This is a genomic window from Ruegeria sp. AB11 (assembly GCF_056536325.1).
Genome location: NZ_JBQFJO010000002.1, coordinates 540,505 through 556,445 on the forward strand (window position 1 = coordinate 540,505; position 15,941 = coordinate 556,445).

The following is a 15,941-nucleotide window of genomic DNA, read 5'->3' on the forward strand; positions in this document are numbered from 1 at the left end:
TAGCCAGTGTACCTGAAACGTTGCCTTGCGGCGCTTCTACTGTTGATGTTCGGTGCTTCAATGGCACTGGCTGACAAACGTGTTGCGCTAGTCATCGGCAACTCGGACTACCTGTCGGTGAGCCCGTTGGACAACCCGATCAACGATGCGTCCGATCTGGCCATCGCGCTTGAAGGGCTCGGGTTTGAGGTGTTTCTGGGCACCGATCTGACGCATGATGAAATGCTGTCACTCGCAGAATCTTACGGTGCAACTGCGGCGGATTCTGATGTGTCGCTGCTTTTTTATGCAGGCCATGGGTTTCAAGTGGGCGGGCGCAATTATCTGGTCCCAGTTGATGCTCAGATCACGGAACCGGATGACATTCCGGAACAGACGATTCAGATGGACGAATTCGTTAGCCGAATGGAACGGTCAGACGGTATTCGACTGGTTTTTCTTGATGCCTGTCGCGACAATCCTTTTGTAGGCACCGGGATTGAGGTTGGCGGTGACGGGCTGGCACGTGTTGGCAGCGCCGCGGATTTCATGTTTGCTTACGCGACCCAACCTGACAACGTGGCCTATGACGGCACTGGTCGAAACAGTTTTTTCACCGAAGCGTTGCTGAGCCATATCTACACGCCCGGACAGGACATCTCGGATCTGATGATTTCGGTCCGCAAGGATGTTCTGGCTTCAACGGGGGGACGTCAAATTCCTTGGGACAACTCGTCTTTGACGCGGCAGTTCCGTTTTGACAACAGCCCAGTTACTGCCTCGGAAGAGACGTTGCTGTGGCAGGTTGCGGCTAATGCGCAGGATGCCTCGCTCATGCAGCTTTACATAGATCGCTATCCGCAAGGCGCACATGTGAACGAAGTTGTGGCATTTCTGGACCGGGCAGGGCAGGCGCAAACGCTGACCCGCGCGGTGACCGTCGAAGAGGAAGACGAGCAAGCCGAACGTCTTTGGAAACTAGCACAGCGCAGCCGCATGCGCCCGCTGCTCGAATTCTATCTGGAGCAATACCCCAACGGTGCTCATGCCGGTCAGGCGCAGCGCTTAATTTCATCAATTCCGCGCCCCGAAGACAGTACCCCGGGCGGTATATGTGAACGTCTTGCGACCCATCCCCGAGACCGAACGGCCAGCATCCCTGGGGTGCCATTCAGCCGCCTTCAGGAAAACGCATTGACGGCTATACAGGCCTGCAGTGCTGCCACTGCGCAGACGCCTGATCTGTCGCACTACGTAGCCTTATTGGCGCGGGCAACCATTGCTGCAGGGGATGTGGATCGCGCCGTTACGCTTTACAAGCAGGCGGCTGAGGCAGGTGACTTGCGGGCGATGGTTTCGCTGGCGCAACTGCATGAAAGCGGAACAGGGGTGCCACAGGATCAGGACATGGCGCTGTCTCTCTACGAACGCGCGGCAGAAGGCGGCAGTTTTGACGCCATGATCAATCTGGCTGTGACACTATTCGAAGGGAATATCGTGCCTAAGGACGAGGCGCGCGCGATCGCGCTATTGCAGCAAGCCGCCGAAGGTGGATCAGCCAAAGCAACCTTCAACCTTGGTGTGCTGGCGCAGGATGGGGTTTCCGGAGAGCCAACAGAGGCGCTGAACTACTTTGAGAAAGCCGCGCGCGATGGTGAATATCAGGGGTATCTGGCGGCGGCGATCTTGTTGGATGAGGGGCGTGGCGTTGCACAAGACCCCGTCGAAGCAGCCCGCATGTTGCTGCGGGGTGCGGCAGAAGATAACGGCACGATTGTGAACCAGTTGTCACTGGCCTCGGATCAGTGGACACGGGACACTTTGATGGAAGTGCAAAAACTGCTGCAAAAAGCCGGCTACTACTCCAGTACCATCGACGGTGTGCCAGGGCCGAATTTCATTTCAGCCCTGCAACAATGGCGCAGCGGCGGTTTCAAACCGATTATTCTGGCCGGGGATTGAGCCCTTGTTCTTCAATTTCGGTTAATTCACCGGCACAAATTCGATCCGACGATTGCGCCGTTTGCCTTCGGCCGTGTCGTTTGAAGTCACAGGACGGCTTTCACCATAACCGACGGTTACAAGACGTTCGGGTGCGATACCCTGATTGACCAGATAGGTGTTGACGGCCTGCGCGCGACGTTCGCTGAGCACCCGATTTGCTGAATCCGAGCCGTCACTGTCTGTATGGCCTCCGATCTCGATCGTCAGTTCAGGGCAGCGATCAACGATATTGTGCAGGTTGGTCAGCAGCGGAATGGACGCATCTGACAAGCGGGCGCTGCCCGAATTGAAGTAGATGTTGCCTGTACGCGAAAGAATCTCCATGCGGCCTTCACAGGCTTCGCGGTCAAGATTGCCTTTGGTTTCAAGCGCTGCGGCCCCGGGGGTCGTCGATGCCGCGACAAGTTGCGGAGGGGTGCCCGCTTGCGCCCGGTCGAACACGAAGCCAAAGCTGACGAAACCGAAGGGCAGGATGTCGACGCCCGCAGCCTCTTGCAGTTTGCCCCGCCCTTCTTCGAGGTTGAAATCGGGCAGTGCGATTGCAATCGGTGTAGTATTTGCCACAGCGACACGGTCATTGTCGACCAATGTGATGGCAACCTGCGCGACACCGTCCTTTGTTACGCCGTGCAGCGACAAGGTATAGGGCAGGTCAATGATTTTGTGACGTGCCTGATGCAGGTCAACCAACTTTTCAGGTGGAAGCTGCGCTGTGATGACAGCCTCAGGATAATTGAAGGTCTCAAAAAACAGAAATCGCATGCGCACATTGCGCAGATCAATGTTGGTGTCGACGCTGTCCATCAGAACTCTGATCTCTGCGGCACCATCCGGGTTGATCACACCTGTGAGTGTTGCAAATCCACTGTTTTCAGCCACCGAATTTTTCTTAACGGACAAAAACTGCAATTCGGAGGTTTCGGCATCAAGCGTCCAGCCATGCTCAAATGGATCAGCGCTCTGTGCCGATGCGGCATTCGAAAGTACCAACAGCGCGATGGCAATAAGAACTCGCATCAAGGTTGAACGTGGCATGTGTGAACCTCTTCCTATGCTTGATACTCAAATCGGAATATGTCAGTCCGTGGCCATAATAAAGCCAAAAGACACATATAACCAATTTCTAGCTGGCTTGATGTCTCGGCGTCACGGATATGCTAGGATGATGGTGGCAAAGGATCTGGCGTGTTTCGCATTTATTACGTTCTGATTGCGATGATATCGATATCATGGGCCGCTCAGGTAGGGGCCGAGACGCGTATTGCGCTTGTGATTGGGAATTCTGCCTATGGTTCAGTCTCGCCGTTGGACAATCCGGTCAATGACGCAAAGCTGATTTCGGAAAAGCTCACTGACCTTGGCTTTGATGTCCGAAATCTGACGGACAGTAATCAGATTGAGATGAAAAGGGCGATTTCCCAGTTTGGCCGCGACCTGCGTCAAAGTGGTGAAGATGCGGTCGGGCTCTTTTACTATGCCGGACATGGCGTACAATCCTTTGGTTCGAATTACCTGCTGCCGGTCGATATCTCACTCAGTGATCCGGCCGATCTGGATCTGATGGCAGTGGAAGCGCGTTCTGTCCTACATCAGATGGCATCAGCACATAACAAGACCAATATTGTCATTCTTGACGCTTGTCGGAACAATCCTTTCGAAAGTCTTTCGAACATGGATGACAATGGCCTGGCCGAGATGAAGGCCCCGACGGGCACTTTTCTTGCCTATGCCACCGATCCCGGTGGGGTTGCACTGGACGGCGAAAAAGGCAACAGCCCGTTCACACTCAGTCTGGCAGAACATATCGAAACACCGGGCATGGCCATCGAACAGTTGTTCAAAAAAGTTCGCGTTGACGTACTGCAAGAAACGCGCGGCCTGCAAACCCCTTGGGATACATCGTCTTTGACACAGGATTTTGCATTCTCACCGCAGATCCAAACGCAAATTGCCAAAAATCAAAGTGAAGATGAACTGTGGCAGGAAGCGATTACCACACGCGACCCTGTTCAAATCATGCTCTTCATGCGGGCGTATCCCAATAGTTCGCGTGCCGAAGAGGCTAGCAGTCTTTTGCAGACGGTTATGGCAGAGTCCTTTGGGACATCCCCGCTGCTTGGAGCGAATGCGCCGGAGCAGCAGGAGGAAGTTGCCGAGGCTAACGAGACAGAACGCCTGATGTATGAGCTCGCTCTGGCCGACGATACCGTTCACGCCTACGAAGTGTATTTGCAGAGCTTTCCCGAAGGTGTGTTTTCGAGCAAAGCGGAGGACCGTCTGGCGGCCCTGCGGTATGGACAGGAATCCGTGACACGTAAGACTGCGCCCGATTCCGACGTGTCAGAGCCCCAAGGCGGGGTTGATGCGTCAGCAGATGTACTGGTTACGCTGGACTCTCTGCTTGATTTTGGAAACGCGTATGTACGCGGGCAAACCATCAATCAACTGGTGGTGGGCACGCCACAATTTCCGCCAATCGAGGGGTTGCCGGACGAGTTGTGGAAAGACCAGAACTGCTCCAATTGCCATCAATGGACACCCGAAGCCCTTTGCGATCAGGCACAGACCTACGTGAATCGCCCCGAGGCCGGGAATGTTACCAAACAACACCCCTATGGAGGTGGCCTAAAGGTCAATCTCCGCCGCTGGGCTCTTGGTGGGTGCCAGGGTTAATGCGCTGAGGCGGATCAACCCGACAGTTTGGCAAGATCGGCACTCAGGGCGCGGGCTTCAGCGATGCTCTTTTGTAATGCAGCCAGTTTATCATCCGGGGTTGCACCGGTAGGCGTGTCGTTAAGCACACGGTCGATGCGGGCAGCCGTTGCGGCGTCGCCCCCTCCGATTGCATCGCGCTGTTGTAGAATATTCAACTTCAATTGTGCCAATTCGGATTCAGAATTCCGGATTTGCGCGGCGAGGGCTTCGTTGCGCGCCTCTGCGGTGGCCACATCCCCCTCGGCAGCAGCGATGCGATCATCATAGGCTCCGGTTGTGATACCTGAGACTCCGGCAAAGAAACCGCCGTCCGCCGGATCGGTCGTGGTCTGACATCCGGCCAGCAATAGGCAGGGCAGGGCGGCGAAACGAGTTGCTGTGCCTATCGTCATAGCGAAGATGCCAGATCGTTTGCGATCCCGCGCATTTGCGTGATCTGGTTCGATAGGGCTGCTAAATCTCCGTCAATCGGTGAGGCGGTCTGACCGCGTTTAATCGTCAGGTTCCGGGCCTCATTGAATTCAGCCTGACGTTTGGTAGCTCCGTCAATTGCAAGCTCCATCTGAGCAAGATTGCCATTAGCCTCGGCAAGCTCTTTTGTGACCTCCGCCTGATCGGCTGTGCCCGCTGCTACGCTGGCGTTCAGTGCATCAAGTTCGGCTCTTTGCGCCGCAAGAACCTGGTTCATAACGTTCAGCGTCGTTTGCATTTCACTGGCATTGCGATCCAGATCTTTTTTGATTTGCCTCAGACGTGCCTCGCGGCCAGCATAGTTGCGCTGAACGAAGGCGACGTAGGTTCCGGCCAGGGCACCCGCCCCGAGGCCAACTGAAATACCTGTCCCAATATCGTCACTACCGCCAAGGCCAAATCCGATCGCGCCACCGGTGACACCACCTGCGATGGCACCTTGCAGGATTGTTTTCTGCATCGCCGCGGCCTGTTTCGCTAGATCGGCCTCAGCCTGTGTTGCTCCCGTGGAGCCAGTCGCAGGGGCCGAGGACTGACTGCTATCCCCGCAAGCCGAGAGGGCAAGAGATACCGCAACAAGTGCAGCACCTATTCGGGAGGGATGAGATCGGTCAGCCATTGGTAACTTCCTTTTCTACTATCTTCTGCCTGCGAAACGTGCCGCAAAAAAAGAGCTGCGTCGTTTGTCATTCGCGCATCGGCGATGTTCAGATCCCGCGGTGCCGATGCTTTGCTTATTATTGACGCATCGATGCCAGGAGGGAAGAAGATGACAGCGCGATTTAGAACTTCTTCGTAGTAGCTTCGGCTTTGGTCCAGACGGCGCAAGATGATTCCGCGCGATCGATAGATATCATAAATGTCGTTGCGCGCCTGTTGCAAAATGGGCAAGGCATTTGCGTCGGTACGGGCAATATCCTCGATTTGCCGCAATGCATCTTCGGCGATACCAAGCGTGCGTTCCAGGCTGCGCAACGCCACAATATCGGTGCGTAGTCTTTGCAGCGTGGTGGTGGCCAGAAAAATCGACACTTGCGCCGCGTCTTGAAGCAGGCGGTCAGCCGAGGCAGTTTCGCGTTCTGGCAATTGGCTACGATAATTGTCCAATGCCGGGCCTAGATCGCGCGTCTGGGGGTCATTCAAATACCCCAGAGCTACCAATGCCGAGGCAATTTTGTAGGGATCGGCTTCGGTTAGCGAGGCGTTGATCGGCGCCAGCGAAGCTGCTGGTTCCGGTAGGGGAGCGGCTATCCTTTCGCGCGCAAATGAAGCAAACAATCCCTCCGGGTGGGCCTCTAGGTATCCCTCGAAATCCTGTGCATCTGAACTGGAGGCGATGCGCCGCCAATGTTCCAGATCAATAGTGTATTCGTCCTTAGGGGCACTGCCAGTCAGAACCGGCGCAAAGCTGTACTCATCCAGAACGGATTCCTCGACCCAGGGAATTTGGCGTCCATCTGTCTCAAGAACGACCTGTTGGCGTACGCGACCCAACATCAGTCGGACGTCCAGATTGGGTGTCGCAATGTGATCGAGAAGACCCGAGGTGAAAACGCTGTTTTCTTCCAATCCATCATAGGCCACATTGCCGGGGTCAGTGGCATAAGCGATCAGCAAACCGGCTCCGCCACGAATTCTGACCAACCCATTTTCGACCATCCCACTTTCGGTAAACGGGTTGTTGCGACAAGCGTCCAAGAGCAAGATCCCGATATCTGGTCCGGCCCTGGACATCACATCGCGCACCAAATCTAGGGTCATCGAGCTTTGCCTGAGCGCCGATAGATCGTTGCCTGCAAAATCTGTGCCAATCAGATGGTTTTCTCCTCCGATCTGAACACCGTGTCCGGCGTAGAAGAAGACCGCCATCTCAGCACCCTTCGCTGCGACGCCGAATTGCTCTACCGCCCTTTGCATGGCCCTTGCGTTCTGATCCGTGGCTTGGATGACGGCAAATCCAAGCTCCTCCAATGCATCGCTCAAGGCTGCGACGTCATTTGCGGGATTGCGCAATGACATTTCTGGGGCTTCATAGTTTGAATTGCCGATTAATAATGCCACACGCTCTTGGGCATATACCTGCGTCGCAAAAAACAAGACGTTCAAGAACGTCATTATGAGAAAAATGCTAGTTCGCTTGGCCGGATGGAGCGGGCTCATGCAGTTAGGTTAGCGCAATAGATTGAAAATTTACAATTGGAGTTTGTATGGTTTGGTTTGCCCGCAAGCTATTCTGATAGATCGGCTCCATTGAAACTCTTTTGACCGCAAAAATCGCTGAGATCAAAGAGAGTACCGTCAAAGGGCAGAGTGAGCAGAAACCTTGGGGAAAGCTCTGCATTCATGTTGTTCCAGAATGATTTTTGTTACGCCAGGTCTGAGCAAGATCAGCATTGAGGCAGCAATTCCTGTAAACGATGACTGATCTAATGGAAGAATTCACGCCAGATTGCTGACTCTACTACCATTTGAGCACCACGCGGCAAAATTAAGAGGCTTTCCCACTCTTTTCCACTTGTGATGCCAGCTGCGAAGGATGGAGGGGCCCGTCCGAAGTAATCATCCAATTGGACAAGGTTTTGTCCATGTGGCGCATGCGATGCCGTAACATCTCCTGCGTCATTTGGGTGAGGACCTGCGAAAACTCAGGTCGTTCTGCGACGTTTTCCATTTCGCCTTTGCCTTTGTGGTCAAAAAGCAGGGGTGGTAGGTCGGCTCCGAATTGGACAAGCGTGAACCGATCGTCGCGCAGAATTCCAAGACAGCTGTCCGAGATGTCCGTGCCAAGCGTCTTCTGCCAAAGGGTTGGCGCGATTGGGTCCGCAAAATCGAGCTCAGAGAAAGAATATTTGCGCCAGTTCTCAAGTAGGTTCCCCTCAAGGAACGGCATCAAAGTCATGCCATTCATTGCGTCATGAGCTGGTTGCCCAACCCAATCGAGGATCGTTGGGACAATATCGATGCTCTCCGTTGGCTTCGAGATCTGTGCGCCTTCGACACCGCCCGGCATCCTGACAATCAGGGGTGTATGGTATGCCGCGTCATAGACCGACATCTTACCCCAACTATGATGGTCACCCAGCATCTCGCCATGATCGGCTGTGACTACCAACAATGTGTTGTCGTATTGGCCGCTGTCTTTCAGAAACTGCACGACACGACCGATGTGGTGATCAACTTCGGTTGCGAGGCCCAGATAGATAGACCGAAGGGTCGCGACGACCTCGTCAGTTGGCTCGAGTTCGGGGAAGCCTTCAACAAATCCTTCAACAGCACTGTTAGCTCTGGCAGGTGCGAAGAACGGATGGAGCGCGTCTTCTGCTTGTGCTGAAGCATGGCGCGTTGGATTCGGCAGTTTGGCCGGATCATACATTTGGTTGTAAGGGGTTGGCGCGACCAGCGGCGGATGTGGTCGTAGATAAGTAAGATGGGCGAACCATCCTTTGTCCTGATCTGCATAAGCCGGCATGGTTTCCAGAAACCGGTCAGTCAGAAATGCTGTGTCACTGTCTTCTGCAGCATAGAGCGCAGGATCATTCAGTTTCGGGGCGTCTCCGGTTGGCGAGACGGGTTTAAAAACATCAAAATAGTCGTCGAAAACATATCCTTTGTTCTTAAGGTGTGATCGCCAGGGAAAAGACATCTCCATGCGCATCTCCACCATTTCCTGAAAACCTGGCAGGTGAAACTCGTAAGAACGCAGTGCCGGATCATTGGTGTCAAATACGCGCGGGTCCTGCGAGGTGTCAGTATATCCAAAAAGCATAGGAAGGTAGCCTGCCTTGCGCATCTCTGATGCGATCGAAGGCGTGTCGTGGCGAAGAGGCGTGCCGTTTCGAACTGAGCGGTGGTTCATCGCATATTGCCCCGTCAGCAGCGATGCTCGCGATGGCCCGCATGGATTTGTAACCGAGAAATGACGGGTGAAGGTGACGCTGTCTTTCATCAGTGCCCGCAAATGGGGTAGATCAACGTGGTTCGCCAGCGCACCAAACACACAATCGGCCCGCATCTGGTCGGTGATAATAAAAAGGACGTTTCTTTTGTCGTGCATCGTTTGACGCTCCAGATGAATTGACCGACGGCTCAGTTGATGTCAGGAATCTAGCTGTTGTGATTCTAACTTGCTTGTGCCGAGCTAAGAATGCGCTGCACGCCCCGTCAAAATCCACATTAAACATCAAAAATCAACATATGGACGCAAGAATTGTTGCATTTGTAAAAACATGTGGGATAACGTGGAAAATGTGAGGGATATTGTGGAAAGCGGATGTCGCAGACGCACCGAGAAATTGAGCTTCTTGAAGCGCTAAGGCGCCTGGGTGGCTCTGCGCGGAACACAGATTTGGCGAAAGCGCTCGACGTTTCCGAGGAAACAGTACGGAGAACGATCAAGTCCCTTTCCAAAACCGCAATGGTGGCCCGCGTGCGTGGTGGTGCTTATTTGGTAGGCACACAGAACGACCCCAGCTTTTTTCGGCGCATTACTCAGCGCCCGACAGAAAAGCGGCTGATTGCCAATGTCGTTAGTACTCGAGTCTCTGACGGCATGACCCTTTTTCTTGATGTTGGATCAACCACTGCATTTGTCGCGGAAGAACTGCGACGGCATCAAAACCTGACAATCGCTACCAATTCGATTGGAGTGGCCCAGACACTGGTCAACGTGAATGGTAACCGGGTGCATATTCTTGGCGGAGAAATGCAGGCCAATGAGCGTGGTGCCTTTGGTCACGTCACCCACAGACAGGCCCAGCGACTGGTATATGACATGGCGATCCTCAGTACGGATGCCGTTTCACCACGCCGAGGCTTTTTGTATCACAGCAATGCAGAGGCAGAGCTTGCGCAGATCGTGGCGGAATGTGCCGACCAGATTCTGATTGCATTCGACCACGGCAAAATCAGCGAATCTGCGCCCTTTGTAGGACCCGCCCCGCGCCAGATTAGTCATATTGTGACCGATAAAGCGCCTGGTAAGGCACTCGCGCAATCACTGGATGCCTGGGGTATCAAAGCAGTAATTGCAGATGGATCGTATTGAATGTTGAGCCCCTCAGAAATGGTTAGATCGACTACGGACGGGAAAACACATGCAGAGCATGCGACGCAGATTGCAGCTTTGGCCGCTGACGCAGCTCGGGGTTATTTTCGTGGCCGCTTGGGCGTTGAATTCAAAACCGATGAAAGCCCTGTGACTCAGGCAGATAAAGGCGTCGAAACCATCGTGCGTGCCTACCTGGCTGAGCACTTTCCAGAAGATGGAATATTTGGTGAAGAACAGGGTGCCGAGGGGTTGAATCGTGATCATGTCTGGATCATCGATCCGATTGACGGCACCCGTTCGTTTCTGTCAGGCCATCCTTTATTTGGCTTCTTGTTGGGTTTGCTTGTTAAGGGTGAACCTTTGCTTGGCGTGATTGGAATGCCCGCACTGAATGAATGTCTGCTTGGTATCAAAGGGCAAGGGGCCATGCTAAATGGCCAGTCGGTTTCAGTCAGTGGAACAGAGAGTTTGAGCCACGCAGTATTCTTCGTGAATGAAGGAGATAAGATTTACCGTGATCACCCTGATTTGTTCGGAGATTTGATGCATTCCGGGCAAACCCGAAGGTTCGCCTACGATTGCTATCCCCATGCCCTGGTTGCGATGGGGCACGTTGATGCGGTTATTGACTATGACCTGCAACCCTACGATTTTCTTCCGGTTGCGGCTGTCATTGAAGCTGCCGGTGGTGTGATTACTGATTGGAATGGTAATCCGCTTAATCTGAATTCGGATGGTCGTGTGATATCAGCCGCGACGCCTGCATTGCATGCCGAGCTATTGGCCATGACTCAGGGACGCTAGATGGTAAATGGCAGATTTCTATTTGAATTTGTGCGCGCGGCGATGCTGATGGTTTTTGTCGTTCATGTGGTGCGTCTTGGCACAAAGTTCAGCCTTGGTGCAAATCTGCACAGGGAGGTGGCAGGCGCATGATCGACCCGGTTGAGATATTGAATCCGAATGGCAAGGGTCGTGTCGTGTTGTTGTGCGAGCATGCAAGTTCCACAATACCCGAAGCCTATGACGAATTGGGCCTTGCCGAAAAAGACAGGTTGAGCCACGCGGTTTGGGATCCGGGTGCACGTGAAGTTACATTGGCCTTGAGTGTCGCCTTGGATGCGCCCGCCATACTATTGCGGGTTTCGCGGTTGGTTTGCGACTGTAACCGTCCACCGGATGCGCCAAGTGCGATACCGGAAAGGTCCGAGCTGATTGAGGTTCCGGGAAATCAGAATCTGAACCAGTCACAGCGCGATGTAAGAATACAGTCTGTCTATGGACCATTCTGTGCGGCCGTGTCAGGCGTTTTAGAAGCCCGCAACAACGATCCGGTGGTTGTGACGATACACAGTTTTACGCCGATATATTACGGCGTAAAGCGTGCGGTCGAAATCGGGCTGTTGCATGATGAAGACAGTCGCTTGGCCGACGCGATGCTGGCGCGGAAAACTCTACTTTCGCATCGTCGGGTAGAACGGAATGAACCTTACGGACCTGGCGATGGGGTTACACATTCGCTCAGGTTGCACGCCCAGTCCCGTGGATTGGCGAATGTCATGATCGAAGTGCGCAATGATCTGATGCGCTCTCCGGAGGATGTGGCGGAGATCACGGAAGAGCTATTGACGCTTCTTCAACCTGCCATAAAGGAAATCGCTCATTTGGAGGAGTTGTCATGGGCGGAACGATGACTTTTGAGGACCTTCAAGCGAAGGTGCAAGACGGCGCCATCGATACTGTTTTGGTCTGTTTTGCAGATATGCAGGGACGTTTGATGGGGAAACGTTTCCACGCGGCGCATTTTGTTGCGGGTGCTTATGAGGAAACGCACTGTTGCAATTACCTGCTGGCAACTGATCTGGAGATGGGAACGCCGGATGGCTACGCTTCGACTTCCTGGGAGCGGGGCTATGGCGACTATGTTATGAAACCTGATCTGACCACGCTACGGCCGGTACCGTGGCTGGAAGGTACGGCACTCGTGCTGTGTGACATTCTTGATCACCACACACATGAGGAGATCCCTCATTCCCCACGCGCGATGCTTAAATCACAGGTAAAACGCCTGAATGCGCTTGGATATGATGCGAAGATGGCGACCGAGCTCGAGTTTTTCCTCTTCGAAAAGAACTTTGATGAAATCCGCAAAAGCGGGTTTCGGGATCTGGAGCCGATATCGGGTTACAACGAAGATTATCACATATTCCAAACCACCAAGGAAGAACACGTGATGCGCCCGATCCGCAATCATTTGTGGAATGCTGGGATTCCGGTGGAAAATTCGAAAGGTGAAGCAGAGACCGGTCAGGAAGAGCTGAACATCAAGTATGCCTCAGCATTGGACACGGCGGCTTATCACACAATCGCAAAACACGCCGTCAAAGAAATCGCGTGGCAGCAAGGCCATGCAGCGACATTTCTGCCGAAATGGCACCATGACAAGGTAGGAAGTTCGTCCCACGTTCATCAATCGCTTTGGAAAGAGGGTTCAAATGCGTTCTTTGATCCAAGCGACAGTTTGGGCATGTCTGAAGTAATGAAGGCCTATACCGCCGGTTTGTTGAAGTATGCGCCAGACTACACCTACTTCATGGCGCCCTACATCAATAGCTACAAACGCTTCATGAAGGGTACTTTTGCACCGACCCGCATCATTTGGTCGGTGGATAATCGTACTGCCGGATACCGACTTTGTGGCGATGGTACAAAAGCTATTCGTATTGAGTGCCGGATCCCCGGCTCCGATATGAACCCCTATCTTGCCATGGCAGGCATGCTTGCAGCAGGTATTGCAGGTATTGAACAGGGCCTAGAGCTTCAAGCTCCAACCAAAGGTGACGTATATCAGGGAGAATCCGGGATGATTCCGGGTAATCTTCGCCAAGCGCGTGACGCGTTACACGCATCTACGATGCTTCGCGCGGCTTTGGGCGACGAAGCCATCGACCACTATGTGCGTGCTGCTGAGGTGGAAATCGAAGAATTTGAACGTGTTGTGACTGACTACGAGATCGCGCGCGGATTTGAGCGGGCATAGCTCCGTATTGCCCTCGGAACATCGCTCGTTGGGTTTATGGGACTATTCTTTGAATAGACGGGGTGGAATCCCTGTATCTGGAGAACTGGCATGGATCAGGTTTTGAAATGTATCTCACCGATTGACGGGTCGGTATTTGCAGAACGTGTGGCTCTGTCGCGGGATGAGGCCTTTGCTGCGGCAGAGCGAGCCCGAGGCGCACAGGCAGTATGGGCTTCGCGCCCGCTACAAGAGCGGATCGATTTGGTTATGGCTGGGGTTGCCGCTGTCGGGGCAATGAATGATGAAATCGTTCCTGAAATCGCAAAAATGATGGGCCGCCCGGTGCGCTATGGTGGCGAGTTTGGTGGCTTCAATGAACGCGCCAGCCACATGGCATCTATTGCCTCGGAAAGCCTTGCTGATATCGAAGTGGGCGAGGATGCGACCTTCAAACGCTATATAAAGCGTGTTCCGCACGGTGTGGTTTTTGTTGTAGCCCCTTGGAATTATCCGTTCATGACCGCGATCAACACGGTGGCTCCGGCACTGATTGCGGGCAATGCGGTTTTGCTGAAACACGCAACTCAGACACTGATTGTCGGGGAACGTATGGCGCAAGCATTTCATTCTGCGGGTGTGCCGGAAGACGTATTCCAGAATGTTTTCCTAACCCATGAAGTGACCAATGATCTGATCGCAGGCAATGCGTTTGATTTTGTAAACTTCACAGGTTCTGTCGGTGGTGGTATTGCCATGGAGAGAGCTGCCGCAGGAACCTTTACTGGGGTCGGGACCGAGCTTGGAGGAAAAGATCCGGGCTATGTGATGGAGGATGCCGATCTGGACGCTGCGGTTGATACCCTGATCGATGGTGCGATGTTCAACTCGGGCCAATGCTGTTGCGGCATCGAACGTATCTATGTGCATGAAAGTCTCTATGATCAATTTGTTGAGAAGGCCGTCGAGATTGTAAAGGGATACAAGCTTGGCAATCCCTTAGATGCTGAGACGACGATCGGGCCAATGGCTAATTTGCGGTTTGCTGCAGAAGTCCGGGCGCAGATATCAGAGGCTCTCGCAGATGGAGCTGTCGCGCATATCGATCTGTTTGCCGAAGATGATGGTGGCGCGTATCTGACGCCGCAGATTTTGACAAACGTCAATCATGATATGCGCGTCATGCGTGACGAGAGTTTTGGCCCAGTTGTTGGCATCATGAAAGTGTCTTCAGACGATGAAGCCGTTGCTTTGATGAATGACAGCGAATTTGGGCTGACAGCAAGTCTTTGGACGCAGGACGTCGACCGGGCAGCCCATATAGGTGATCGGATCGAGACAGGCACGGTATTCTTGAACCGGGCAGATTATCTTGATCCCGGGCTTTGCTGGACGGGTTGTAAAAACACCGGACGTGGCGGCGGATTGTCGGTCATTGGTTATCACAACTTAACCCGACCAAAGAGCTATCACCTGAAAAAGGTGACCAAATAATCTCTGTGGCAACGCAGACATCACATGTTGGGTGCATGCACCCTTTGACTTGAATAGGTGAGAGAATGAGCATCACGGGAAACTGGTCTTATCCGACCGCGATCAAATTTGGCGTTGGGCGCATTTCTGAGTTGGCGGGTGCCTGCAAGGATCTCGGAATAAAACGCCCGCTATTGGTGACGGATAAAGGTTTGGCCAATCTGCCGATCACGGAACGCGCGCTCGATATCCTGGAAGCGGACGGTCTTGGTCGCGGTTTGTTTTCTGATGTGGATCCGAACCCATCAGAGTTGAATCTGGCGGCGGGTGTGGACGCCTACAAAGAGGGTGGCCATGATGGGGTCATTGCATTTGGCGGCGGGTCCGGTCTTGATCTCGGTAAGATGGTGGCATTCCACGCCAATCAAACGCGTCCGATCTGGGATTTTGAAGATGTGGGCGATTGGTGGACACGTGCGGATGCCGATGTAATTGCGCCCATCATTGCGGTACCAACCACTGCGGGTACGGGTTCTGAAGTTGGCCGTGCGAGCATCATCACGAATTCACAAACCCACGTCAAAAAAATCATCTTCCACCCGAAAGTTTTGCCCTCGGTTGTGATTTGTGATCCGGAATTGACCGTTGGCATGCCCAAGTTCATTACGGCTGGCACCGGTCTTGACGCCTTTGCTCATTGTGTTGAAGCGTACTCCTCGCCACATTACCATCCGATGAGTCAGGGTATTGCACTGGAAGGCATGCGCCTTGTCATCAACAATTTGCCGCGGGCCTATGCAGACGGTACGGACCTTGAGGCACGGGCCCATATGATGAGTGCTGCAGCCATGGGGGCCACGGCCTTTCAGAAGGGACTAGGTGCTATTCACGCCTTGAGTCACCCGATCGGCGCGATCTTTAACACTCACCACGGCACCACAAATGCTGTGTGCATGCCAGAGGTTCTCAAGTTCAATGCGGACGTCATTCGCGATCGCTTTAATCTGGCGGCCGGTTATCTGGGTATTGATGGGGGATTTGAGGGCTTTCAGAGCTTTGTGCAGGAATTCAATGACGGTTTTGAAATTCCGCGAAAATTGTCCGAGATGGGCGTAACCGCAGACAAGATGGATGCGCTTGTGGAAGGGGCGATCACTGACCCGTCTTGTGGTGGCAATCCAGTGGAACTGACGCGCGAAAATTTGCGCCACCTGTTTAATGCGCTGATTTGAT

Annotated in this window: 13 protein-coding genes; 8 read left to right on the forward strand and 5 right to left on the reverse strand. The window is 53.5% G+C overall.

Features of this window, described 5'->3' with window-relative positions:
* Positions 1 to 6: 6 nt before the first annotated feature.
* Entirely contained in the window at positions 7 to 1,941 is a 1,935-nt protein-coding gene (locus ACR3EJ_RS22035) for a caspase family protein (protein WP_170543765.1), read from the forward strand.
* A gap of 21 nt (positions 1,942 to 1,962) precedes the next feature.
* Here the strand turns inward: ACR3EJ_RS22035 and ACR3EJ_RS22040 are convergent, their stop codons facing one another.
* Positions 1,963 to 3,018, reverse strand: coding sequence for an OmpA family protein (locus tag ACR3EJ_RS22040; protein ID WP_010443420.1), 1,056 nt, complete (start codon positions 3,016 to 3,018; stop codon positions 1,963 to 1,965).
* A 150-nt stretch (positions 3,019 to 3,168) separates the two neighbouring features.
* Here ACR3EJ_RS22040 and ACR3EJ_RS22045 point away from each other — a divergent pair, with 150 nt between their 5' ends.
* Positions 3,169 to 4,656: a caspase family protein gene (locus ACR3EJ_RS22045; RefSeq protein ID WP_170543767.1), complete on the forward strand. Its 1,488-nt coding sequence runs from the start codon at positions 3,169 to 3,171 to the stop codon at positions 4,654 to 4,656.
* A 14-nt stretch (positions 4,657 to 4,670) separates the two neighbouring features.
* Here ACR3EJ_RS22045 and ACR3EJ_RS22050 read toward each other — a convergent pair whose 3' ends face one another.
* The 4 genes from ACR3EJ_RS22050 to ACR3EJ_RS22065 form a co-directional block, all read right to left on the reverse strand.
* On the reverse strand, positions 4,671 to 5,090 hold the full coding sequence (locus ACR3EJ_RS22050) for a hypothetical protein (RefSeq protein ID WP_170543769.1): 420 nt from the start codon (positions 5,088 to 5,090) through the stop codon (positions 4,671 to 4,673).
* Positions 5,087 to 5,788 (reverse strand): hypothetical protein, encoded by a 702-nt coding sequence (locus ACR3EJ_RS22055; protein ID WP_170543772.1) that lies wholly within the window; start codon positions 5,786 to 5,788, stop codon positions 5,087 to 5,089. Before ACR3EJ_RS22055 ends, ACR3EJ_RS22050 begins: the two co-directional genes overlap by 4 nt.
* Positions 5,758 to 7,329 (reverse strand): caspase family protein, encoded by a 1,572-nt coding sequence (locus ACR3EJ_RS22060; protein ID WP_480423550.1) that lies wholly within the window; start codon positions 7,327 to 7,329, stop codon positions 5,758 to 5,760. The genes ACR3EJ_RS22055 and ACR3EJ_RS22060 overlap by 31 nt, the downstream gene beginning before the upstream one ends.
* A gap of 328 nt (positions 7,330 to 7,657) precedes the next feature.
* The gene (locus ACR3EJ_RS22065) at positions 7,658 to 9,223 is read right to left on the reverse strand and encodes a sulfatase-like hydrolase/transferase (RefSeq protein ID WP_170543776.1); all 1,566 of its coding nucleotides are present in this window, start codon (positions 9,221 to 9,223) and stop codon (positions 7,658 to 7,660) included.
* A gap of 216 nt (positions 9,224 to 9,439) precedes the next feature.
* On the opposite strand from ACR3EJ_RS22065, the gene ACR3EJ_RS22070 reads away from it, so the two are divergent.
* The 6 genes from ACR3EJ_RS22070 to ACR3EJ_RS22095 all read left to right on the forward strand — a co-directional run bounded on the left by ACR3EJ_RS22070 (position 9,440) and on the right by ACR3EJ_RS22095 (position 15,940).
* On the forward strand, positions 9,440 to 10,213 hold the full coding sequence (locus ACR3EJ_RS22070) for a DeoR/GlpR family DNA-binding transcription regulator (RefSeq protein WP_170543778.1): 774 nt from the start codon (positions 9,440 to 9,442) through the stop codon (positions 10,211 to 10,213).
* An 18-nt stretch (positions 10,214 to 10,231) separates the two neighbouring features.
* Positions 10,232 to 11,020, forward strand: a complete 789-nt coding sequence (locus ACR3EJ_RS22075; RefSeq protein WP_480423552.1) for an inositol monophosphatase family protein — start codon at positions 10,232 to 10,234, stop codon at positions 11,018 to 11,020.
* 128 nt (positions 11,021 to 11,148) lie between these two features.
* Positions 11,149 to 11,910, forward strand: coding sequence for an N-formylglutamate amidohydrolase (locus tag ACR3EJ_RS22080; protein ID WP_170543780.1), 762 nt, complete (start codon positions 11,149 to 11,151; stop codon positions 11,908 to 11,910).
* Entirely contained in the window at positions 11,895 to 13,256 is a 1,362-nt protein-coding gene (locus ACR3EJ_RS22085) for a glutamine synthetase family protein (protein WP_170543781.1), read from the forward strand. The genes ACR3EJ_RS22080 and ACR3EJ_RS22085 overlap by 16 nt, the downstream gene beginning before the upstream one ends.
* Before the next feature lie 90 nt (positions 13,257 to 13,346).
* Positions 13,347 to 14,729, forward strand: a complete 1,383-nt coding sequence (locus ACR3EJ_RS22090) for an aldehyde dehydrogenase family protein (RefSeq protein WP_170543783.1) — start codon at positions 13,347 to 13,349, stop codon at positions 14,727 to 14,729.
* 65 nt (positions 14,730 to 14,794) lie between these two features.
* Positions 14,795 to 15,940, forward strand: coding sequence for an iron-containing alcohol dehydrogenase (locus ACR3EJ_RS22095; protein WP_170543785.1), 1,146 nt, complete (start codon positions 14,795 to 14,797; stop codon positions 15,938 to 15,940).
* The last annotated feature ends 1 nt before the right edge of the window (position 15,941 follow it).